The organism is Citrobacter braakii (genome assembly GCF_002075345.1).
Taxonomy (GTDB): domain Bacteria; phylum Pseudomonadota; class Gammaproteobacteria; order Enterobacterales; family Enterobacteriaceae; genus Citrobacter; species Citrobacter braakii.
In genome coordinates this window covers 274,222-295,603 of record NZ_NAEW01000002.1, presented here as the reverse complement: position 1 = coordinate 295,603, position 21,382 = coordinate 274,222, and the positions used below count along the sequence as shown (strand labels likewise).

Here is a 21,382-nt window from a genome sequence, read left to right as displayed (position 1 = left end):
CCTTAGCGGGTTAAAAAAGCGCGCCAGTGGGCGACGACTTCAGCAAGCTGTTCACGCGATACGTCCAGATGCATCACCAGACGCACAATCGGCGAGGCGTTAATCAGCACGCCTTGCGCTTTCATGTACTCGCCCAGTGCCGCAGCGTGTTCTTCGCCAACGCGGACAAACAGCATGTTGGTGTCGTGGCGCATGACGTCCGCTCCGGCTTCGCGCAGTTGTTCCGCCATCCAGGCGGCGTTGTCATGGTCTTCTTGTAAACGCGACACGTTATTTTTCAGCGCATACAGTCCCGCCGCCGCCAGAATACCGGCCTGACGCATTCCGCCGCCGGTCATTTTACGCCAGCGAATGGCGCGCTTGATGTACTCGTGGCTGCCGACCAGCAATGAGCCTACCGGCGTTCCTAAACCTTTGGAGAGACAAATGGTGAACGAATCGCAGTATTGCGTGACATCTTTTAACTCACAGCCATAGGCGACGATGGCGTTAAAAATACGCGCGCCGTCGACATGCAGCGCAAGATTGCGCTCACGGGTAAATTCCCAGGCCTCTTTCAGATACTCGCGTGGTAGCACTTTGCCGTTGTGGGTGTTTTCCAGGCTGAGCAGACGCGTGCGGGCAAAATGGATATCGTCCGCTTTGATTTTTGCCGCCACTTTGTCCAGCGGCAAAGAGCCATCCGGCATGGCGTCGATAGGTTGCGGTTGAATGCTGCCGAGCACCGCTGCGCCACCCGCTTCGTAGAGATAGTTATGCGCGCCCTGACCGGCGATATACTCTTCCCCGCGCTGACAATGGCTGAGGAGAGCCACCAGGTTCGCCTGAGTGCCTGTGGGTAAGAAAATTGCGGCTTCTTTGCCAGCAAGCTCGGCTGCGTATTGCTGGAGGGCATTAACGGTAGGGTCATCACCGTAGACGTCGTCCCCGACCGGGGCGGCCATCATCTCTTCGAGCATGGCGCGACTTGGTCGGGTGACGGTATCACTGCGTAAATCAATCACGGGCATTCCTTTTTAAGTGAGGTAATGCCCTCTGTTTTACCTGAGCCAGTTAGTTTTCGCCAGTTCGATCACTTCATCACCGCGCCCGCTGATGATTGCGCGCAGCATATACAGGCTAAAACCTTTAGCTTGTTCGAGTTTGATCTGCGGCGGGATCGCCAGTTCTTCTTTCGCGACGACCACATCGACCAGCACCGGACCGTCAATCGACATCGCCCTTTGCAGCGCTTCATCAACCTCTGAGGATTTCTCCACGCGAATGCCCGTGATGCCGCAAGCCTCGGCAATCCGTGCGAAATTTGTATCGTGCAGTTCGGTGCCGTCGGTCAGATAACCGCCAGCTTTCATCTCCATCGCCACAAACCCCAACACGCTGTTGTTGAAGACAATAATCTTCACCGGCAGCTTCATTTGCACAACCGACAGAAAGTCGCCCATCAGCATGCTAAAACCACCGTCACCGCACATTGCGACAACCTGACGTCCCGGTTCGGTCGCTTGTGCGCCGAGCGCCTGCGGCATGGCATTGGCCATCGACCCGTGGTTAAACGAACCGATCAGACGGCGTTTACCGTTCATTTTCAGATAACGTGCTGCCCACACCGTTGGCGTGCCAACGTCGCAGGTGAAGATGGCGTCGTCAGCGGCAAAGTGGCTGATCTGCTGCGCCAGATACTGCGGATGAATGGCTTTATCGCTGGGTTTGGCTAAATCATCCAGCCCTTTACGCGCCTCACGATAGTGTTCCAGCGCTTTATCCAGGAACTGCCGATCGGTTTTTTCTTCCACCAGCGGCAGCAGGGTGCGGAGTGTGGATTTAATATCGCCTACCAGCGCCATATCAACTTTACTGTGCGCGCCAATGCTCGCCGGATTGATATCAATCTGAATAATCTTGGCGTCGGTGGGGTAGAACGGGCGATAGGGGAACTGGGTACCTAGCAGGATCAGCGTGTCGGCATTCATCATGGTATGGAAGCCGGATGAAAAGCCGATCAGCCCGGTCATGCCCACGTCGTAAGGGTTGTCGTACTCCACATGCTCTTTACCACGCAGGGCGTGCACAATCGGCGCTTTTATTTTAGCAGCAAACTCAACCAGTTCTTTATGCGCACCGGCGCAGCCGCTGCCGCACATCAGGGCGATATTGCTGGAGTAGCGTAGCAGTTGCGCTAGTTTTCTGAGCTCTTCTTCTTCCGGAGTGACCACCGGGAGCGGCGCATGATACCAGTGAGTGCTGGCGCTTTCAGGTGCTGGCTTCAGCGCAACGTCGCCGGGTAATACCACCACGGAGACGCCGCGGTTGAGCACCGCTTTACGCATGGCAATTGCCAGCACTTGTGGGATCTGTTCAGGGCTGGAAACCAGCTCGCAATAGTGGCTACATTCGCGAAACAACTCTTGCGGGTGGGTCTCCTGAAAATAACCGCTGCCTATCTCACTGGATGGAATGTGTGCGGCAATTGCCAGTACCGGGACGTGGTTGCGGTGGCAATCAAACAGTCCGTTAATCAGGTGCAGGTTGCCTGGTCCACACGAGCCTGCGCAGACGGCCAGTTCTCCCGTCAACTGCGCTTCAGCTCCCGCGGCGAAGGCCGCAACCTCTTCATGACGGGTTGGCATCCAGTCAATCGTTCCCATACGATTCAGACTGTCACTAAGGCCATTTAGCGAGTCACCCGTCACACCCCAAATGCGTTTAACGCCAGCTTGTTCGAGTGTTTTAGCAATAAAAGCGGCAACCGTTTGTTTCATGGTTTTCCTTCTCCTTTAATGTGATACCGGTTACAAGTTTAGATGAAGATAATAGTTATGCTTATCATTACCTCTTATTTCCGGCAGGTTTCATTAAGCCTGTATTAAGCGTAGTTTGTTATTGGACATGGTGAAACAAGGAATAAATTCAAATGGTTATAAAACTATTAAATACAGTTAACCGGGTACTGACTCATGAAGATTTTGGCAAGTTTTTGTTACGTATTGCCGTGGGGGGATTAATGCTGTTTCATGGGCTGCATAAACTGTTCGCGGGTATTGATGGCATCAGTGGCATGCTGATAGCGAAAGGTTTCCCTGGCTTTATTGCGTATGGCGTTCTGCTGGGAGAGGTTGTGGCACCGTGTCTGATTATTCTTGGGATCCTGACGCGTCCGGCGGCGTTGGGGCTCGCGTTTACGATGGTGGTGGCATGGCTGATGGTCGGGATGGGTGAAACCTGGTCACTGGATAAAACCGGCGCATGGGCAATTGAAAGTCTGGTGTATTTCTTCATCGGCGCTCTGGCCGTGGCATTTTTGGGCGCGGGGCGTTTCTCCGTTGCCGAAAACTCGGCCTGGCGATAGTTTGCCATCCGAGAATCAAGACAGAGGCGGGGACGCGTTAACCTATCTCCGCCTCGCCATTAAGTCTGGCCGCTAATCCATCTCGTCACTGCTCCACAGTTTGTGCCGACGTTTCAGTGCTCGTTGCGTCAATGCCTTTGCCATCGCCGCACCTATTTCAGCGCTAACCACCAGCCCCTGAATAAAGGGACGGTCGTGCATCAACCACGGCAGTCCGCCAAAGGCGATGCGGTTGCGGGCGTTTTCCGGTGCTTGCAGCGTGTAATCTTCGCCGATATCCGGGATCTCATCGCCACAGGCCAGCAGTTGATCGCGTAGCGTTGGGAACGGAATATCTTTGCTCTGCAATGCCCGTTGTCCTCGGGCGTCAATAAATACATCAAATTCACTGCGTTGACCGTGGTGGTAAATGACCGTCCTTTCCTGCTTATTTGTACGCTCATAATCCTTGCCGAGTGCGAGGATCTCAATCAGCCCGGCATCGTGCAGAGCCAGCAATCGGCGGATAGATTCAGACGGGATCGCCGCATAGTTATCAATAAAGACGCGCGCCAGTCCGTGCCTGAAACGTTTTTCGTCGCTAGCATCAAGATGAGGAACGATCTCTTCAATAACCTCGTGTAGGCGCAATAAGGTATAGCGCCAGGCGACGGTATGTTGTTCCTGCTTGTTGCGTTCAACCTCCACCAGGTTACGCCTCGCCCAGTCAAAAGGGTCATGCTTGAGCCTGTCGGCAAAATAGACCTCGGGGAATGTGTCGGCGTTAAGCGTTGCAAGTGCAACCTGTTGGCACCACCCTGGGGCCGCGTCTTGCAGTTGTTGCACAATAAGCCGGAAGATGCGGTCCAGTAATCCGTTTTGGCCCTCGGCAATGGCGTTTTCAATCGCTTCTTTCGTCACGATATTCAGCGGTTCATAGGGAAGAGGGCAGTAAAAATCCGCTTCAGGCAGCACACCGCTGCGCGACATCAGGGTCAGCTTCAGGTTTTGGCTGTCGGGTTTACGCGTGAACTGCAGTGAACGGTCGGTATTGGTGGTGAAGTTACCATGCTGACTGACCACGGCCATCGCCGCGTCGATAGCGCTTAGCGAGGTGCCCAGAATACCCACCCTGCAAGCGCTAATCTGCGCCTCCATCAGGCCGGTCCACGGACTGGGGAAAAACTTGCGTGCTTGAGCATCAGTTTCTGGCCACAGATGACCGCTGGCGATAGCGGCGAAATCCACTTCGACGGGCTGTGACGCGTGATTGATCCACAGGGAGACCCCAGTCGGGTTTGCTTGCAGGTCGGTGACTTTACTTGATTCATATACGCGAATTGTGAACCCGGATCTTTGCGCTTTATCGACAATGGCTAAAAAACGATCGCGATAATAGTCGCCGAGGATCACGCGGGGCAAAAATTGCCGCTCATGCAACGATGTACGTTCAAGCCGAAACTGCGCCAGGTATTCATCGCTTTGATTCTGTAGCCACGTCAGATAACTGATATAAATCGGCGGGATCTCAATGCTGGCTATATTGGCCAGCATGTGGTCTGCGTTGTTGTCGCTGTTATAAGGCATGCCTATGCCAGCTTCCTCAGCTTGCTCATAAAGCTGTATCTCCAGCGGTTCACCGCGCTCAACGAGGGCATGAAACGTATAAATTCCGGTGGGACCTACGCCGACGATGGCCACTTTTTTCATGGGGATCCTTTGTAGAAAGTTCGACGTGGTAGTCGGGGTTTTGCTTAACCTGTGCCAGGTAAGTGTGGTCGATAATTCGCAGGAAGAGGGCGGTATTTTGCCTCGGAGGGTGAAAAAATCGGAATTTTGCAGCGTCTGACAGCATAAAAAAAGGCCACCCGATATAACCGGGTAGCCTTTTGCACATCAGATATCGGTCAATTACGCCAGCACTAAATCACCCTGCGGATGACAGGAGCAGGCCAGCACATAACCTTCAGCAATTTCTGCGTCGGTCAGCGTCATGGTGCTACTGACCGTGTAGTTACCGTCAACCACTTTGGTTTTGCAGCAGCCGCAAACGCCCGCACGGCATGCGGCGACAACCGGCACTTTATTGCTTTCCAGCGCTTCCAGCAGCGTACTGCCTACCGGCGCATAAAACTCTTTTGCCGGCTGCAGTTTGGTGAACTTCAGACCGCTGGTGGCGGCTTCAGCTACCGGGGTGAAGAACTGCTCTTTAAAGAAGCGTGTCACGCCCAGCGCGTTGACTTCTTTCTCGACCAGATCCATATACGGCGCCGGGCCGCAGGTCATCACGGTGCGCGAAGCCAGGTCCGGTACGCTTTGCAGCAGTTCGGTGGTCAGTCGGCCGGAAACAAAACCGTCAGTGGCATTGTTTTCAGCAACTAAGGTCACCGGGTACTCGCGCCATTCGTCGGCAAAAATGACATCTTGCGGTGAACGGACGTTAAAGATCACCTGCACATCTGCCTGTGGGCGGTATTTTGCCAACCAGCGACGCATTGACATGATTGGCGTGACGCCACAGCCAGCGGCCAGCATCAGGAACCTGTCTTCCGCTTTATCTTCACAGGTGAATTCACCCATTGCATCGGACAGCCAGATATAGTCGCCGCGCTTCACGTCGCGGGTTAACCACTGTGAGCCTGCGCCATCGTCAATCCGGCGGATGGTCAGCGTGATGTATTCGCTAACGCCCGGCGTTGAAGAGAGGGTGTAAGCACGCAGCGTGTCCGCTGAATTACGTACGCTGACCAGTGCATACTGCCCGGCGCGGTACGGATAATAGTCGTGGCACAGCAACGAAATTGTCCATACATCCGGCGTTTCCTGATGGATGTGATGAACCTGCATCCGCCATGGGCACTGATGAGTTGGCATTGTCATTCTTTACTCCTTACGCGCTCAGCAGTTGCTTCATGTCTTCTTCAACGGTGGTCACGGAACGCAGACCGAACTTCTCGTTGAGAACGGCCAGCAGGTCCGGCGTGAAGAAGCCAGGCGCAGTCGGGCCAGTGACGATGTTTTTCACGCCCAGAGACAGCAGGGTCAGCAGAATGACAATCGCTTTCTGTTCGAACCAGGAGAGCACCAGAGACAGCGGCAGATCGTTCACGCCACAGCCCAGTTTCTCAGCCAGGGTTACCGCCAGGATGATGGCAGAGTATGCATCGTTACACTGACCTGCATCGACCAGACGCGGCAGGCCTTCGATATCACCGAACTCCAGTTTGTTGAAACGGTATTTACCGCACGCCAGGGTCAGGATCAGGCAGTCGTCCGGCACGCTGGTGGCGAAGTCGGTGAAGTAGTTACGTTCGCCACGCGCGCCATCACAACCGCCAACCAGGAAGATGTGACGCAGTTTTTCGCGGCTTACCAGGTCGATCAGGGTATCAGCCGCGCCCAGCAGAGTCTGACGACCGAAACCAACGGTGATCAGGTGCGGAATTTCGCTGTACGGGAAGCCCGCCATCTGCTGAGCCTGAGCGATTACCGGAGCGAAGTTGTCGCCTTCGAGGTGGCTTACACCCGGCCAACCGACGATGCTACGAGTCCAGATACGGTCATCGTAGGCACCAACAGTTGGGTCGATGATGCAGTTAGAGGTCATTACGATTGGGCCCGGGAAGCGGGCAAATTCAACCTGCTGATTCTGCCAGCCGCTGCCGTAGTTACCGATCAGGTGTTTGAACTTACGCAGTTCCGGGTAGCCGTGCGCCGGCAGCATTTCACCGTGGGTATAGACGTTAACGCCGGTACCTTCGGTCTGCTCCAGCAGGTTGTACAGATCTTTCAGGTCGTGACCGGAGATCAGGATGCACTTACCTTCGGTTGCTTTGACGTTGACCTGAGTTGGCGTCGGGTGGCCGTATTTAGTGGTTTCGCCAGCATCCAGAATGCTCATCACTTTGAAGTTCATCTGGCCGATTTCCATTGAGCACTCCAGCAGAGCGTTCATATCGGAAGGCCAGGTTCCCAGCCATGCCATGATTTTGTGGTACTGAGCGTAGATGTCGTTGTCGTACTGACCGAGAACGTGCGCGTGCTCCATGTAAGCTGCCGCACCTTTCAGGCCGTACAGGCACAGCAGACGCAGGCCGAGAATGTTCTCGCCGATGGCTGCTTTGTCTTTGTTCGGGGTAAATTCAGCGGCCTGACGTTGCAGGTCGCCCAGATCGTCGCTGACCAGTTGCAGATCGGCCATCGGGTTAGCGACCGCTGCGTTCGCGTCGATGTTCAGGCATTGCGCTTTCAGGGCGTCGCGCATGGCGATAGCTTCACGGGCATAGCCAACAATACGCGGGGAATCGAAGTTAACGTTGGTCAGCGTGGAGAAGAATGCACGCGGCGCAAAGTTATCAACCTCATGGTCGATGATGCCGTATTCACGTGCCTTAACAGCCCATGCAGACAGACCTTGTAGGGAAGCAATCAGCAGATCCTGCAAATCGGAGGTTTCAGCCGTTTTACCGCACATACCCTGCGCGTAAGAGCAGCCGTTTCCTGCCGGAGTACGGATGGTTTGTTCACATTGCACACAAAACATGGTCACACCTTTTAAAGTTATATTTAATATACATGTTTAAGGTTATGCCTGTGCGCGAAGGGATAAAAGGGATTTCTGCTACAACTTGCAGGGAGATTGATTTAGCGCAATTTTGGCGGTAGAGGACTACCGCCAGAGAGGTATCTGTCCTGACTTCAGGCGGAGAAAAACGCCATCAGCAAAGGCACTAACAGACTCAGAATAAAGCCGTGGACGATGGCTGCCGGAACCATCTCCAGACCGCCGCTGCGTTGTAGCACCGGTAAGGTGAAATCCATTGATGTCGCGCCACATAGCCCCAGCGCGGTTGAGCGGCTGCGGCCCACCATTCCAGGAATCAACATAATGGCAATCAGCTCGCGGGCCAGGTCATTAAAGAAGGCGGCGCTACCAATCACCGGCCCGAACGATTCGGTTAACAGAATACCGGACAGGGAGTACCAGCCAAAACCAGACGCCATCGCCAGCGCGGTTTTCAGCGGCAAGCCGAGGATCAACGCATTGATAACCCCCGCCAGCATCGAACTGGCGACGACGACCACCGCAACAATCATCCCCCGGCGATTCAGCACAATTTGCTTTAAGGTCATACCGCTGTTGCGCAGTTGAATCCCGACCAGGAACAGTAAAAAGATTAACGTATATTCGCTGGCTTCGGTGGCGTGCTGCAGAATAGGAAGACCGGTGAGGCCGAGCATAAAACCCACGACGACGACGCCACAAAGCTGGAGCGACTCAAGCGCCATCGCAATTCGCGAGGGTAGCTTTTCTTGCTTGTGGTTATGTCGCCAGGGCAGCGAACGCTCCAGCCAGAACAGCGCCGCGATATTACACAGCAAAATGACCGTCACGCTGACCGCAGAATAATGAAGAATGGCTAACAGGTTGCTGGCGAGATTATCCAGAAACGCCAGGCTGATACCCATAAAAAAGAGAATAAGGTAGACGATCCAGCTCAACAGGCGATTGATAAGTTTTAATGCAGCCCTGTGCCGAAGCGGAATAAGGTAGCCCACAATAAGGGGAATCAGAATGATTAACAGCCCTGAAAACATGAAAACCAGATCCTTGCTGAGAGTAAGACGAAATGCGCCAGCACACACTACTCAATGCAATGAAGGGAGTAAAGTTGCAAATAAAAGGAAATATAGCGGGGAAAAAAAGACCTGACTTGCGCCAGGCCTTTTTTGTTATCGATTAATCGCGTTTTTCCAGCAAAGTGCGGTAAATAAGACCGCCGAGGACCCCACCGATAATCGGCATAACCCAGAAGAACCACAATTGCTGTAATGCCCAGCCGCCCTGGAAGATGGCTACGGCGGTACTACGTGCCGGGTTAACGGAGGTGTTGGTAACCGGAATACTGATCAAGTGGATCAGGGTTAACGCCAGACCAATCGCAATAGGTGCAAAACCTGCCGGAGCATGTTTATCGGTCGCACCGTGGATCACTAATAAGAAACCAGCGGTCAAAATAATTTCAATTACGACGGCAGACAGCATTGAATAGCCGCCAGGTGAATGTTCACCAAAGCCGTTCGAGGCAAAACCACTGGCAGTTGCGTCAAAACCAGCTTTACCGCTGGCAATAAGATACAGTGCCGCTGCTGCAACAATACCGCCCACAACCTGAGCGATAACATAACCAATAACGTCTTTTGCCGGGAAGCGACCGCCCGCCCATAAACCGAAGGTCACCGCCGGGTTAAAGTGTCCGCCGGAAATATGACCTACGGCGAATGCCATGGTCAATACGGTCAAACCAAACGCCAGCGCGACACCGGCAAATCCAATACCCAACTCCGGGAATGCTGCGGCCAGAACTGCGCTACCGCACCCACCAAAGACGAGCCAAAACGTACCGAAGAATTCGGCTGCTAATTTCCTGAACATAACCACCTCAATTAAAAGTTCCGGGTTCGTGTTCCTTACCCGGTAATTCATCGCTAAAAGGGACGATGATGAAAGAGCCGGTATTTTAGAAAAAAACATCATCCCTTCGCCAGTTAAATTGATGAAAAAATTTGATTTAAGGCAATATGTTGTGATTCCTTTTTGAATATTGGATGAATGAAGCATAGTTCAATTAGCAAAACGACGATGATTGAGTTCTGAAATAATATTCCAGGGAAAACATAAGAAGAATATTCTTATATTTTTTGATTTCTGCGACTAACCTCCTGATCATATCGGGTGTCCTGAGCGCCCGCTTGCCGTTATACTCCTGATAACTTGAAGGAAAAAGTTAGCATTTCCGGAGGCTATATGATTCTCGAACGCGTTGAGATTGTTGGATTTCGTGGTATTAACCGTCTGTCGTTGATGCTGGAGCAAAGCAACGTGCTGATTGGGGAGAACGCGTGGGGTAAGTCCAGTCTGCTGGATGCTTTAACCCTGCTGCTGTCGCCGGAAACTGATTTGTACCACTTTGACCGCGAAGATTTCTGGTTCCCGCCGGGCGATATTCAAGGCCGGGAACATCATCTGCATATCATCCTGACGTTTCGTGAGTCTCAACCGGGTCGCCACCGTGTGCGCAGGTATCGCCCTCTGGAAGCCAGCTGGACGCTGTGTCAGGATGGCTATCACCGCATTTTCTATCGACTGGAAGGTGAATGTGCGGACGACGGTAGCGTTCTGACGTTACGCAGTTTTCTGGATGGCGAGGGCCATCAGCTTCCCCTCGACGACATTAACGATCAGGCGCGGCACCTCGTGCGTTTGATGCCAGTACTGCGCCTGCGCGACGCGCGTTTTATGCGACGGATCCGTAACGGTACGGTGCCGGATTCGGCGGATGTCGAAGTGACCGCGCGGCAACTGGATTTTCTGGCACGTGAACTGGCTACCCGACCGCAAAACCTGACAGATGGGCAGATACGTCAGGGGTTATCGGCCATGGTACAGCTATTGGAACACTATTTTTCTGAGCAAGGTTCCAGTCAGTCCCGCTATCGTCTGATGCGTCGACGTTCCAATAACGAACAACGTAGCTGGCGCTATCTGGATATTATCAACCGTATGATTGATAGGCCGGGCGGACGCACGCACCGCGTGATCTTGTTGGGATTGTTTTCGACGCTGTTACAGGCCAAAGGTACGCTGAGGCTCGATAAAGACGCCCGGCCGTTACTGTTGGTAGAAGATCCTGAAACGCGTTTACATCCGATTATGCTGTCGGTTGCCTGGCACCTGCTGAATTTGCTTCCACTGCAACGGGTGGCGACCACCAACTCAGGTGAGTTACTGTCCCTCACCCCCGTGGAACATGTTGTCCGCCTGGTGCGTGAGTCTTCCCGCGTCGCCGCCTGGCGGCTTGGGCCAGGTGGGATCAGCGCAGAAGATGGTCGGCGTATTGCCTTTCATATTCGTTTTAACCGTGCATCGTCGTTGTTTGCCCGCTGTTGGCTGCTGGTGGAAGGCGAAACGGAAACCTGGGTCATTAACGAACTGGCCCGCCAGTGTGGGCACCACTTTGATGCGGAAGGTATCAAAGTCATTGAATTTGCCCAGTCCGGCCTTAAGCCGCTGGTTAAGTTCGCCCGCCGGATGGGTATCGAGTGGCATGTGCTGGTTGATGGTGATGAAGCCGGGAAAAAGTATGCCGCTACGGTGCGGAGTTTGTTGAATAACGACAGAGAAGAAGAGCGCGATCATTTAACCATGCTTCCCGCGCTGGACATGGAACACTTTATGTATCGCCAAGGGTTCGCTGACGTTTTTCACAGGGTGGCGCAAATCCCCGAAAACGTGCCCATGAATATGCGCAAAATTATCTCGAAGGCGATTCACCGGTCGTCAAAACCAGATTTAGCCATTGAGGTGGCGATGGAAGCCGGGCGGCGCGGCGTTGACGCGGTGCCAACGCTACTGCGAAAAATGTTTTCCCGCGTGCTGTGGTTGGCACGCGGCAGAGCGGATTAGTTGCGAAACATCGACGACAGCTGCGAGTGGATGCTGTCCAGTAACTGGTAGCGACGGCGGTATTCCGCGCGTTTTTTGCTGGCAATGTCCGCTTCGCTTTTTCGCGCCATTGTGCGTGGGATATGGTAATAGCCGTGACTGTCGCACTCACCGCCAACCGACTCCCAAAATGCGTTGTAGTCGGAAAGTATCACCTTGTTTTTATCGTGGTAACGCGGGCTGCGAAAGATATGCTGTTCATTGCTGACCGCCATGACCTTTTCGATATTCAACTGTTCTGCTAAACGGCAAATGGCTTCCATAATTATACGTTTTGGGAAAATACCGTGGCAGGACTTCGTCGCTTTTTGTATTGCTTCATGTGGAAGTTGCGAATTGCCCTGTACGCCGCCAATGAATAATGTACTTTTCCCATTATATTCGCAGAACGTAAACGTCATTTTGGTCAGCACGTCCCCGTCGCCATTTTGCACCTGAATGGTACTTTCTCCCTCTTTATCCAGTACCGGGAACATCATCATGGTTACGGTAAATATATCGCCATCTTTGCCTTCAATTTGCGCCAGCTGTAAACCGTCATTGGTTAATAAGGCGTTAAACTCTGCGGGTAAGAATGCGTGGCGGATAACATGATAATGAAAACGCACCGCGTCTAAACGCATTTTACGAGTGAAATTTGCCGCGAGGTAAGGACGGTGCATACGCACCGGCAGCCGGGGTTGGCGGGAGAGCAGGCTTTCAAGATCCGGCCATTGGGCGAGTTCACTCATCCATTCCTGAGTCAGACGGGGTATCAACAGTGAGCGCCAGATAAACTTACGACGAAAGCTCCGTTTATCCCAGCAATGTGCGGGTCGTATATGACCGCTGCTCAGGCCGTAAAAAAGGCCAAAGCTGGTAATGGGTTTAGTGGAAAGAAAAGTGCTTTCAGTTAGTTGACTCATAATTTAAATCCGATTGATACTCTGGTACTAATTTCAACACAGCGGATCTTAACCATTCATCAATAACTCTGTTATTCTTGCGTTTTTCAACGGCTATTTATTTAACGTTGATGTTTACCACTCCACTCTGGTGGACGTATTGGGGGAAATTGGGACATTTATGAAGCTCAAGGGAAAAATCAAAAAGCGCTATTTTCTCTTCGCCATCATCATTATTGTGGCGATAATTGCACTTTGGCGAACGCTTAATGCGCCTTTACCTCAGTATCAAACGTTAATTGTGCGTCCGGGCGATCTGCAGCAAAGCGTACTGGCAACCGGCAAACTGGATGCGTTGCGTAAAGTTGACGTCGGGGCGCAGGTAAGCGGGCAGTTAAAAACGCTGTCGGTAGCCATTGGCGACAAAGTAAAAAAAGATCAACTGCTTGGCGTTATCGATCCTGAACAGGCGCAAAACCAGATTAAAGAGGTTGAAGCGACGCTGATGGAATTACGCGCTCAGCGTTTACAGGCTGAAGCCGAGTGGAAGCTGGCGCGGGTAACGCTTTCCCGTCAGCAACAGCTGGCGAAAACCCAGGCTGTCTCGCAGCAGGATCTCGACACGGCGGCTACTCAGATGGCGGTCAAACAGGCGCAAATCGGCACAATTGATGCGCAAATTAAGCGTAATCAGGCCTCTCTCGATACGGCAAAAACCAACCTTGATTACACCCGCATCGTCGCGCCAATGGCAGGCGAAGTCACGCAAATTACTACCCTTCAGGGGCAAACCGTTATTGCTGCCCAGCAGGCACCTAACATTCTGACATTGGCAGATATGAGCACCATGCTGGTGAAAGCGCAGGTTTCCGAGGCGGATGTGATTCACCTGCATCCCGGGCAAAAGGCCTGGTTTACCGTACTGGGCGATCCTCAGACGCGCTACGAAGGTAAGCTCAAAGATGTTCTTCCGACGCCAGAGAAAGTGAATGATGCGATTTTCTACTATGCTCGCTTCGAAGTTCCCAACCCGAAAGGGATCCTGCGTCTGGATATGACCGCTCAGGTCCATATCCAGCTCACGGATGTGAAAAATGTCCTGACGATCCCGCTGTCGGCGCTGGGCGATCCTATTGGCAACAATCGTTATAACGTCAGGCTGCTGCGTAACGGCGAAACCCGTGAACGCGAAGTGGTTATCGGCGCGCGTAATGACACCGATGTGGAAATCGTTAAAGGGCTGGAAGAGGGGGATGAAGTCATCACCGGTGAGGGCAACGCTGGAGCGCCAAAATGACGGCATTGCTTGAACTGAGCAATATCCGCCGCAGCTATCCGTCAGGCGAAGGTCAGGTCGAGGTATTGAAGGACGTATCCTTGAGCATTCAGGCCGGGGAAATGGTAGCGATTGTCGGGGCGTCTGGCTCGGGTAAATCGACGCTAATGAATATTCTCGGCTGTCTGGACAAACCCACCAGCGGTACGTATCGGGTTGCCGGGCGCGATGTCTCCACGCTGGATAGCGATGCGTTAGCCCAGCTGCGTCGCGAACATTTCGGTTTTATCTTCCAGCGTTATCATTTGTTGTCGCATTTAACCGCCGCGCAAAACGTTGAGGTGCCTGCAGTCTACGCTGGCACCGATCGTAAGCAGCGCCTGGCCCGTGCCCAAGAACTCCTGCAGCGACTGGGTCTGGGCGACAGAGTCGACTATCAGCCTTCCCAGCTTTCCGGTGGTCAGCAGCAGCGGGTCAGTATTGCGCGTGCGCTGATGAACGGGGGACAGGTTATCCTCGCCGACGAACCCACCGGCGCGCTGGACAGCCATTCAGGCGAAGAGGTGATGGCGATTTTGCATCAGCTGCGCGATCGCGGGCATACGGTGATTATCGTCACTCACGACAGCCAGGTTGCCGCACAGGCCGAACGCGTCATTGAAATTCGTGACGGCGAGATTGTGCGCAATCCGCCGTCGCACAAACCCTCTACCGGGCACGATATCGCGGAGCCGACGGTGAAAACGGCGTCCGGCTGGGGGCAGTTTGTCAGCGGTTTTCGCGAAGCGCTCACTATGGCCTGGCTGGCAATGGCTGCGAATAAAATGCGAACGCTACTGACCATGCTTGGGATCATCATCGGTATTGCTTCGGTGGTGTCGATTGTGGTGGTAGGCGATGCGGCTAAACAGCTGGTACTGGCAGATATTCGCGCTATTGGCACCAATACCATCGATATCTATCCTGGCAAAGATTTCGGCGACGACGACCCACAATATCAACAGGCGCTGAAGTATGACGATTTAACGGCGTTACAGAAGCAGCCCTGGGTCAGTTCGGTGACGCCTGCGGTGTCGAAAAACCTGCGGCTACGCTATGGCAATATCGACGTGGCAGCCAGTGCTAATGGCGTTAGCGGCGACTATTTCAACGTCTATGGCATGACGTTTAGCGAAGGGACCACTTTTAACGCTGAACAACTGGCGGGTCGCGCTCAGGTGGTGGTGCTCGACAGCAATACCCGTCGTCAATTGTTCCCCAACAAAGCGAAAGTTGTCGGCGAAGTCGTGCTGGTGGGGAATATGCCTGCCACGGTAATTGGTGTTGCAGAAGAGAAACAGTCGATGTTTGGCAGTAGCAAGATCCTGCGGGTCTGGCTGCCTTACAGCACCATGTCCGGGCGAATTATGGGGCAGTCGTGGCTGAACTCGATCACCGTGCGGGTGAAAGACGGTTTTGATAGTGCCCAGGCCGAGCAGCAGCTCACCCGACTACTGACGTTACGCCACGGTAAGAAGGATTTCTTCACCTGGAATATGGACGGTGTCTTGAAAACCGCCGAAAAGACCACACGTACATTACAACTCTTCCTGACGCTGGTGGCCGTGATTTCGCTGGTGGTCGGTGGAATTGGTGTGATGAATATTATGCTGGTTTCGGTAACCGAACGAACGCGCGAGATTGGCATTCGTATGGCGGTTGGCGCCCGCGCCAGTGACGTACTGCAGCAGTTCTTAATTGAAGCGGTGCTGGTGTGTCTGGTTGGCGGCGCGTTGGGCATTAGCTTGTCGATGCTGATCGCCTTTACGCTTCAGCTATTCCTGCCTGGCTGGGAAATAGGTTTCTCACCCGTAGCCTTATTGACGGCGTTTCTGTGTTCGACTGCGACCGGGATTTTGTTTGGCTGGCTACCGGCGCGAAATGCGGCGCGGCTGGATCCGGTAGATGCTCTGGCGCGGGAATAATACCATCGAGATAAAAATGCCAGCCGCAAAGGCTGGCATTTTGACTGCGGGATGTACACAATGAAACAGAAGAGCTATGCGACAGCTTCTGCTTCAATGACAGGCACGATGACACTGGCATGATTGCCTTTTGGCCCCTGGTGGACATCAAACTGGACAGACTGTCCGGCTTTTAGCGTTCTGTAACCATCCATCTGAATGGTGGAGTAATGGGCGAAAATATCTTCGCCGCCGCCTTCGGGGCAGATGAAACCAAACCCTTTGGCGTTGTTGAACCACTTAACAGTACCCGTTTCCATGCTTCGACATCCTTCGTAAATCTTATATAAGTAAGATGGAATGAACCGGTGGCGGAGTGGGGGCTGTTCAAAACCTCGCCAACTCTCGAAACTACAATTTAGAGAAATCAGGCGAGGCGTCAAGCGCCAGGCTGACGGAATAGGGTAAAAATGCATCAAAATTTGAAGCAGTTAACGCTATTGTCGGTTATGTGACAGATGTCGCGGATGGCACTAATAGATGATAGTTATCTAATACTTGAGGTAGATTGATTGTGCGCATAGGCTGCTTGTCAGCGGCAAGATTTTCTGCCGGAAACCGTAACTGAAGATGACGACTGACAATGGGTAAGACTAACGACTGGCTGGATTTCGATCTGCTGGCGGAAGATAAATTGCGCGACGCGCTAAAACCGCCATCTATGTATAAAGTGATATTAGTCAATGATGATTACACTCCGATGGAGTTTGTTATTGACGTGTTACAAAAATTCTTTTCTTATGATGTAGAACGTGCAACGCAACTGATGCTTGCCGTTCACTATCAAGGTAAAGCGATTTGCGGCGTATTCACTGCCGAAGTGGCTGAAACCAAAGTTGCGATGGTGAACAAGTATGCGAGGGAGAACGAGCATCCGTTGCTGTGTACGCTAGAAAAAGCCTAAATGCAGGCATAAATATTGGGGGAGGTGCCTATGCTCAATCAAGAACTGGAGCTCAGTTTAAACATGGCTTTCGCCAGAGCGCGCGAGCACCGACATGAGTTTATGACCGTCGAGCACTTGCTACTGGCATTGCTCAGTAACCCATCGGCCCGCGAAGCGCTGGAAGCGTGTTCTGTGGATCTGGTGGCGCTGCGTCAGGAACTCGAAGCCTTCATTGAACAAACCACACCCGTATTGCCTGCCAGTGAAGAAGAGCGCGACACGCAGCCAACGTTGAGTTTTCAGCGTGTGTTGCAACGCGCGGTCTTTCATGTTCAGTCCTCCGGGCGCAATGAAGTTACCGGTGCTAATGTGCTGGTCGCCATCTTCAGCGAGCAGGAATCTCAGGCGGCTTATCTGCTGCGTAAGCATGAAGTGAGTCGCCTTGATGTGGTGAATTTTATTTCTCATGGCACGCGCAAAGACGAACCAAGTCAGTCCTCTGACTCTGGTAATCAGCCGAATAACGAAGAGCAAGCTGGCGGGGAGGACCGTATGGAGAACTTCACGACTAACCTTAACCAGCTTGCCCGTGTGGGCGGAATTGATCCGCTCATTGGACGGGACAAAGAGCTGGAACGCGCCATTCAGGTACTGTGCCGTCGTCGAAAAAACAACCCGCTGCTGGTAGGTGAGTCTGGTGTCGGTAAAACCGCTATTGCGGAAGGCCTAGCCTGGCGTATCGTCCAGGGCGACGTGCCGGAAGTGATGGCTGATTGTACCCTTTACTCTCTGGATATCGGCTCGCTGCTGGCGGGCACCAAATACCGTGGCGATTTTGAAAAACGCTTTAAGGCGCTGCTGAAACAACTGGAACAGGATACTAACAGCATTCTGTTTATCGATGAGATCCACACCATTATCGGCGCGGGTGCGGCATCGGGCGGCCAGGTGGATGCAGCTAACCTGATCAAACCGTTGCTCTCCAGCGGTAAAATCCGTGTGATAGGCTCAACAACCTATCAGGAATTCAGCAATATCTTTGAAAAGGACCGCGCGCTAGCACGCCGTTTCCAGAAAATCGATATCACTGAGCCGTCGGTAGAAGAGACCGTGCAGATCATCAACGGCCTGAAGCCGAAATACGAAGCGCACCATGACGTTCGCTATACCGCCAAAGCGGTGCGTGCAGCGGTCGAACTGGCGGTGAAATACATTAACGATCGTCATCTGCCGGACAAAGCGATTGACGTGATCGATGAGGCGGGCGCGCGGGCGCGTCTGATGCCGGTCAGCAAGCGCAAGAAAACCGTCAACGTGGCGGATATCGAGTCCGTCGTGGCCCGCATTGCGCGGATCCCGGAGAAGAGCGTTTCGCAGAGCGATCGCGATACGCTGAAAAACTTGGGCAACCGTCTGAAAATGCTGGTATTCGGACAGGATAAAGCCATTGAGGCGCTGACTGAAGCGATCAAAATGAGCCGTGCTGGTCTGGGACACGAGCATAAACCTGTCGGTTCGTTCCTGTTTGCCGGACCGACTGGCGTTGGTAAGACCGAAGTCACGGTGCAGTTGTCCAAAGCGCTGGGTATTGAGCTACTGCGGTTTGACATGTCCGAGTATATGGAACGTCACACCGTCAGCCGCCTGATTGGTGCGCCTCCGGGATATGTCGGTTTCGACCAGGGCGGTTTGCTGACAGATGCTGTCATTAAACATCCGCATGCGGTACTGCTGCTGGATGAAATCGAAAAAGCGCATCCGGACGTCTTTAACCTGCTGCTGCAGGTGATGGATAACGGTACGCTGACCGACAATAACGGGCGTAAAGCGGATTTCCGCAACGTGGTGCTGGTCATGACCACTAACGCCGGCGTGCGTGAAACTGAGCGTAAATCGATTGGGCTGATTCATCAGGACAACAGTACTGATGCGATGGGCGAAATCAAAAAAGTGTTTACGCCGGAATTCCGTAACCGTCTCGACAACATTATCTGGTTCGATCATCTCTCTACTGAGGTGATTCATCAGGTTGTTGATAAGTTTATCGTCGAACTTCAGGTTCAGTTGGATCAGAAAGGTGTCTCTCTGGAAGTCAGTCAGGAAGCCCGTGACTGGCTGGCTGAGAAGGGCTATGACCGCGCAATGGGCGCACGCCCGATGACGCGCGTTGTCCAGGATAACCTGAAAAAACCATTGGCTAACGAACTGCTGTTCGGCTCGCTTGTGGATGGTGGTCAGGTGACCGTTGCGCTGGATAAAGAGAAAAATGAGCTGACCTATGGTTTCCAGAGTGCGCAAAAGCACAAGCCAGAAGCAGCACATTAATATCTAACCACCTAATGAGCCGGGCGTAATGCCCGGTTTTTTTCGCCTGAAAGTCGTGATTTGAATAGCGGGAGTTAAACGGCAGGCAAAAAATAAGCCTGCGTAAGGGAGATTACGCAGGCTAAGGAGGTGGTTCCTGGTACAGCTAGCATTTATGGGTTATGTTTTTCAGCGGATGGGATAATACCCTTAATGAACGAAGCGGTATGTGATCGATTTCTAAGAATCTTCCGAACGCTGAAAAATAACCGTAATTAACTACTTAGCATGTGGGTTGCGCGTGGACTCACCGGCAAAATTACGCATCAACAATGCATAATTCAGATCGATATCCTCCGGTACAGGCATCCACACGGTGTAACCATCGCCCGGTGCAACCGGCATCGCTTCGCCTTTCGCGTTTTCCATCTGTTCGAGGGTAAAGTTGATGTTGCCCTGTGGGGTCATCAGCTCCAGGCTGTCGCCGACGGTGAATTTATTTTTCACCAGCACAGCCGCCAGTTCACCTTTACGTTCGCCAGTGAATTCGCCGACAAACTGCTGACGCTCGGAAACAGAGAAGCCGTATTCGTAGTTCTGATAGTCGTCATGCGTATGGCGGCGCAGGAACCCCTCGGTGTAACCGCGATGCGCCAGACCTTCCAGCGTTTCCAGCAGTTGCGGGTCGAACGGTTTCCCGGCAGCGGCATCATCAATGGCCTTGCGATAAACCTGCGCGGTACGTGCACAGTAATAGTATGATTTAGTACGGCCTTCAATTTTCAGCGAATGCACGCCCATCTGAGTCAGGCGCTCAACGTGGGCAATGGCACGCAAATCCTTCGAGTTCATGATGTAAGTGCCGTGTTCGTCTTCAAACGCGGTCATGTACTCACCCGGACGCTGGGCTTCTTCGATCATAAAGACTTTGTCAGTCGGCGCGCCAATACCCAGCGTAGGCTCAACATTTTGTACCGGGATAGGCTCGTACTTATGCACGATATTGCCCACCACGTCTTCTTTGCCTTCCTGCACGTTGTATTCCCAGCGGCAGGCATTGGTACAGGTACCCTGATTCGGGTCACGCTTGTTGATGTAGCCAGAGAGCAGGCAGCGGCCGGAGTAAGCCATGCACAGCGCGCCGTGAACAAAGATCTCAATTTCCATATCCGGCACCTGGGTGCGGATCTCTTCAATTTCTTCCAACGACAGTTCGCGGGACAGGATCACACGGGTCAATCCCATCTGCTTCCAGAATTTCACCGTTGCCCAGTTTACGGCGTTAGCCTGTACTGAAAGGTGAATGTCCATGTCAGGGAAGTTTTCGCGCACCAGCATAATCAGACCGGGGTCGGACATGATCAGTGCATCCGGTCCCATTTCCACCACCGGTTTCAGGTCACGAATGAAGGTCTTCAGCTTGGCGTTATGCGGGGCAATATTAACCACCACATAGAATTTTTTACCCAGTTCATGGGCTTCATTAATGCCTAGCTGCAGGTTTTCGTGATTGAATTCGTTGTTGCGTACGCGCAGTGAGTAACGCGGTTGGCCCGCATATACAGCGTCTGCGCCATAGGCGAAAGCGTAACGCATGTTTTTCAGCGTTCCCGCCGGGGAAAGGAGTTCCGGTTTAAACATAATTTTCTCGTTCTGATGACAGGTCAGACTCGCCTCACTCAATGAGGCGGTTAGGGGAGTGCCCCCATATTAAGGGCGGGCATTGTAGCGCTGTGGGGAAGACAGGTAAAGAAAAACGCCGGGCGACAGCGTGGCGTTACCCGGCTGAGCGAGTCATTATCAGGTTTTATCTTTTATCGTCTGACTTACACCATTGGTCTTAACTGAAGCAATACCGGTCTCGCGCGACTGTTCATTCGCATACAGTTGACTGCTACCAATAATCTGGTGGTTTGCTGCTTTCAGATTGAAATGCAATTTGCCATTAGCTGCCGTTTTTTTCTCATAACGCTCGGCTAGAGGGCTGTTAGCCTGGACAGATGCGATCCCTTTTTCTGCCGCGCCTTTTGTCGTGTAAAGCTCACTGGTAAGGATAGTTTCCCCGTTTCCAGCCTTAAGAACAAAGCGGTACTGATCATCGCTACTCTTGCTTAATTCAAACCAACCAGCCATATGAACTCCTTGATTAAAGTTTTATATCAAACAGTTATTGACGACAGTGTTGCCACAAAGAGTAT

17 protein-coding genes are annotated in these 21,382 nt (G+C 52.8%); 6 read left to right on the top strand and 11 right to left on the bottom strand.

Features of this window, described 5'->3' with window-relative positions:
* Positions 1-2 precede the first annotated feature (2 nt).
* Both ltaE and poxB read right to left on the bottom strand, forming a co-directional pair.
* The gene (ltaE, locus tag BZK42_RS05875) at positions 3-1,004 is read right to left on the bottom strand and encodes a low-specificity L-threonine aldolase (protein WP_016153662.1); all 1,002 of its coding nucleotides are present in this window, start codon (positions 1,002-1,004) and stop codon (positions 3-5) included.
* A 36-nt stretch (positions 1,005-1,040) separates the two neighbouring features.
* Positions 1,041-2,759 (bottom strand): ubiquinone-dependent pyruvate dehydrogenase, encoded by a 1,719-nt coding sequence (poxB, locus tag BZK42_RS05870; protein WP_016156946.1) that lies wholly within the window; start codon positions 2,757-2,759, stop codon positions 1,041-1,043.
* A 152-nt stretch (positions 2,760-2,911) separates the two neighbouring features.
* On the opposite strand from poxB, the gene BZK42_RS05865 reads away from it, so the two are divergent.
* Complete coding sequence (locus tag BZK42_RS05865; protein WP_080858891.1) at positions 2,912-3,346, top strand: DoxX family protein; 435 nt, start codon at positions 2,912-2,914, stop codon at positions 3,344-3,346.
* A 72-nt stretch (positions 3,347-3,418) separates the two neighbouring features.
* Here BZK42_RS05865 and BZK42_RS05860 read toward each other — a convergent pair whose 3' ends face one another.
* From BZK42_RS05860 to aqpZ, 5 genes are all read right to left on the bottom strand, one after another.
* Positions 3,419-5,035, bottom strand: coding sequence for an FAD-NAD(P)-binding protein (locus BZK42_RS05860; RefSeq protein WP_080858890.1), 1,617 nt, complete (start codon positions 5,033-5,035; stop codon positions 3,419-3,421).
* 201 nt (positions 5,036-5,236) lie between these two features.
* Positions 5,237-6,205 (bottom strand): NADH oxidoreductase, encoded by a 969-nt coding sequence (gene hcr / locus BZK42_RS05855; RefSeq protein ID WP_016153658.1) that lies wholly within the window; start codon positions 6,203-6,205, stop codon positions 5,237-5,239.
* Between the two features lie 10 nt (positions 6,206-6,215).
* A complete protein-coding gene (gene hcp / locus BZK42_RS05850; RefSeq protein WP_016153657.1) occupies positions 6,216-7,868 on the bottom strand; it encodes a hydroxylamine reductase in 1,653 nt (550 codons plus the stop codon).
* A gap of 155 nt (positions 7,869-8,023) precedes the next feature.
* On the bottom strand, positions 8,024-8,923 hold the full coding sequence (locus BZK42_RS05845; protein WP_080858889.1) for a LysO family transporter: 900 nt from the start codon (positions 8,921-8,923) through the stop codon (positions 8,024-8,026).
* 142 nt (positions 8,924-9,065) lie between these two features.
* Positions 9,066-9,761, bottom strand: a complete 696-nt coding sequence (gene aqpZ / locus BZK42_RS05840; protein WP_003840208.1) for an aquaporin Z — start codon at positions 9,759-9,761, stop codon at positions 9,066-9,068.
* Positions 9,762-10,133: 372 nt separating this feature from the next.
* Here aqpZ and BZK42_RS05835 point away from each other — a divergent pair, with 372 nt between their 5' ends.
* Complete coding sequence (locus BZK42_RS05835; RefSeq protein ID WP_016153655.1) at positions 10,134-11,792, top strand: ATP-dependent endonuclease; 1,659 nt, start codon at positions 10,134-10,136, stop codon at positions 11,790-11,792.
* Here BZK42_RS05835 and BZK42_RS05830 read toward each other — a convergent pair.
* Positions 11,789-12,736 carry a VirK/YbjX family protein gene (locus BZK42_RS05830; RefSeq protein ID WP_047359135.1) on the bottom strand — a complete coding sequence of 316 codons (948 nt, stop codon included), beginning with the start codon at positions 12,734-12,736 and terminating at the stop codon, positions 11,789-11,791. The genes BZK42_RS05835 and BZK42_RS05830 overlap by 4 nt on opposite strands.
* Positions 12,737-12,896: 160 nt before the next feature.
* Here BZK42_RS05830 and macA point away from each other — a divergent pair, with 160 nt between their 5' ends.
* Positions 12,897-14,012 carry a macrolide transporter subunit MacA gene (macA, locus tag BZK42_RS05825; protein ID WP_016156938.1) on the top strand — a complete coding sequence of 372 codons (1,116 nt, stop codon included), beginning with the start codon at positions 12,897-12,899 and terminating at the stop codon, positions 14,010-14,012.
* Entirely contained in the window at positions 14,009-15,955 is a 1,947-nt protein-coding gene (macB, locus tag BZK42_RS05820) for a macrolide ABC transporter ATP-binding protein/permease MacB (RefSeq protein WP_080858888.1), read from the top strand. The genes macA and macB overlap by 4 nt, the downstream gene beginning before the upstream one ends.
* A gap of 74 nt (positions 15,956-16,029) precedes the next feature.
* On the opposite strand, the gene cspD is transcribed toward macB, so the two are convergent.
* On the bottom strand, positions 16,030-16,254 hold the full coding sequence (gene cspD / locus BZK42_RS05815; protein ID WP_003036813.1) for a cold shock-like protein CspD: 225 nt from the start codon (positions 16,252-16,254) through the stop codon (positions 16,030-16,032).
* Between the two features lie 323 nt (positions 16,255-16,577).
* Between cspD and clpS the strand changes: the two genes are divergently transcribed.
* Positions 16,578-16,898 (top strand): ATP-dependent Clp protease adapter ClpS, encoded by a 321-nt coding sequence (clpS, locus tag BZK42_RS05810; RefSeq protein WP_003036810.1) that lies wholly within the window; start codon positions 16,578-16,580, stop codon positions 16,896-16,898.
* 30 nt (positions 16,899-16,928) lie between these two features.
* The gene (gene clpA / locus BZK42_RS05805; RefSeq protein ID WP_016153651.1) at positions 16,929-19,205 is read left to right on the top strand and encodes an ATP-dependent Clp protease ATP-binding subunit ClpA; all 2,277 of its coding nucleotides are present in this window, start codon (positions 16,929-16,931) and stop codon (positions 19,203-19,205) included.
* Positions 19,206-19,463: 258 nt separating this feature from the next.
* Here clpA and trhP read toward each other — a convergent pair whose 3' ends face one another.
* Positions 19,464-20,825: a prephenate-dependent tRNA uridine(34) hydroxylase TrhP gene (trhP, locus tag BZK42_RS05800; RefSeq protein WP_006683890.1), complete on the bottom strand. Its 1,362-nt coding sequence runs from the start codon at positions 20,823-20,825 to the stop codon at positions 19,464-19,466.
* 159 nt (positions 20,826-20,984) lie between these two features.
* Positions 20,985-21,317, bottom strand: coding sequence for a YegP family protein (locus tag BZK42_RS05795; RefSeq protein ID WP_016153608.1), 333 nt, complete (start codon positions 21,315-21,317; stop codon positions 20,985-20,987).
* Positions 21,318-21,382: the final 65 nt, after the last annotated feature.

What these genes read in the sequence shown, in the direction of transcription:
- poxB (WP_016156946.1), bottom strand. Translation starts at nt 2,759, where the DNA reads ATGAAACAAACGGTTGCCGCTTTTATTGCTAAAACACTCGAACAAGCT.
- BZK42_RS05865 (WP_080858891.1), top strand. Translation starts at nt 2,912, where the DNA reads ATGGTTATAAAACTATTAAATACAGTTAACCGGGTACTGACTCATGAA.
- BZK42_RS05860 (WP_080858890.1), bottom strand. Translation starts at nt 5,035, where the DNA reads ATGAAAAAAGTGGCCATCGTCGGCGTAGGTCCCACCGGAATTTATACG.
- hcr (WP_016153658.1), bottom strand. Translation starts at nt 6,205, where the DNA reads ATGACAATGCCAACTCATCAGTGCCCATGGCGGATGCAGGTTCATCAC.
- hcp (WP_016153657.1), bottom strand. Translation starts at nt 7,868, where the DNA reads ATGTTTTGTGTGCAATGTGAACAAACCATCCGTACTCCGGCAGGAAAC.
- BZK42_RS05845 (WP_080858889.1), bottom strand. Translation starts at nt 8,923, where the DNA reads ATGTTTTCAGGGCTGTTAATCATTCTGATTCCCCTTATTGTGGGCTAC.
- aqpZ (WP_003840208.1), bottom strand. Translation starts at nt 9,761, where the DNA reads ATGTTCAGGAAATTAGCAGCCGAATTCTTCGGTACGTTTTGGCTCGTC.
- BZK42_RS05835 (WP_016153655.1), top strand. Translation starts at nt 10,134, where the DNA reads ATGATTCTCGAACGCGTTGAGATTGTTGGATTTCGTGGTATTAACCGT.
- BZK42_RS05830 (WP_047359135.1), bottom strand. Translation starts at nt 12,736, where the DNA reads ATGAGTCAACTAACTGAAAGCACTTTTCTTTCCACTAAACCCATTACC.
- macA (WP_016156938.1), top strand. Translation starts at nt 12,897, where the DNA reads ATGAAGCTCAAGGGAAAAATCAAAAAGCGCTATTTTCTCTTCGCCATC.
- macB (WP_080858888.1), top strand. Translation starts at nt 14,009, where the DNA reads ATGACGGCATTGCTTGAACTGAGCAATATCCGCCGCAGCTATCCGTCA.
- cspD (WP_003036813.1), bottom strand. Translation starts at nt 16,254, where the DNA reads ATGGAAACGGGTACTGTTAAGTGGTTCAACAACGCCAAAGGGTTTGGT.
- clpS (WP_003036810.1), top strand. Translation starts at nt 16,578, where the DNA reads ATGGGTAAGACTAACGACTGGCTGGATTTCGATCTGCTGGCGGAAGAT.
- clpA (WP_016153651.1), top strand. Translation starts at nt 16,929, where the DNA reads ATGCTCAATCAAGAACTGGAGCTCAGTTTAAACATGGCTTTCGCCAGA.
- trhP (WP_006683890.1), bottom strand. Translation starts at nt 20,825, where the DNA reads ATGTTTAAACCGGAACTCCTTTCCCCGGCGGGAACGCTGAAAAACATG.
- BZK42_RS05795 (WP_016153608.1), bottom strand. Translation starts at nt 21,317, where the DNA reads ATGGCTGGTTGGTTTGAATTAAGCAAGAGTAGCGATGATCAGTACCGC.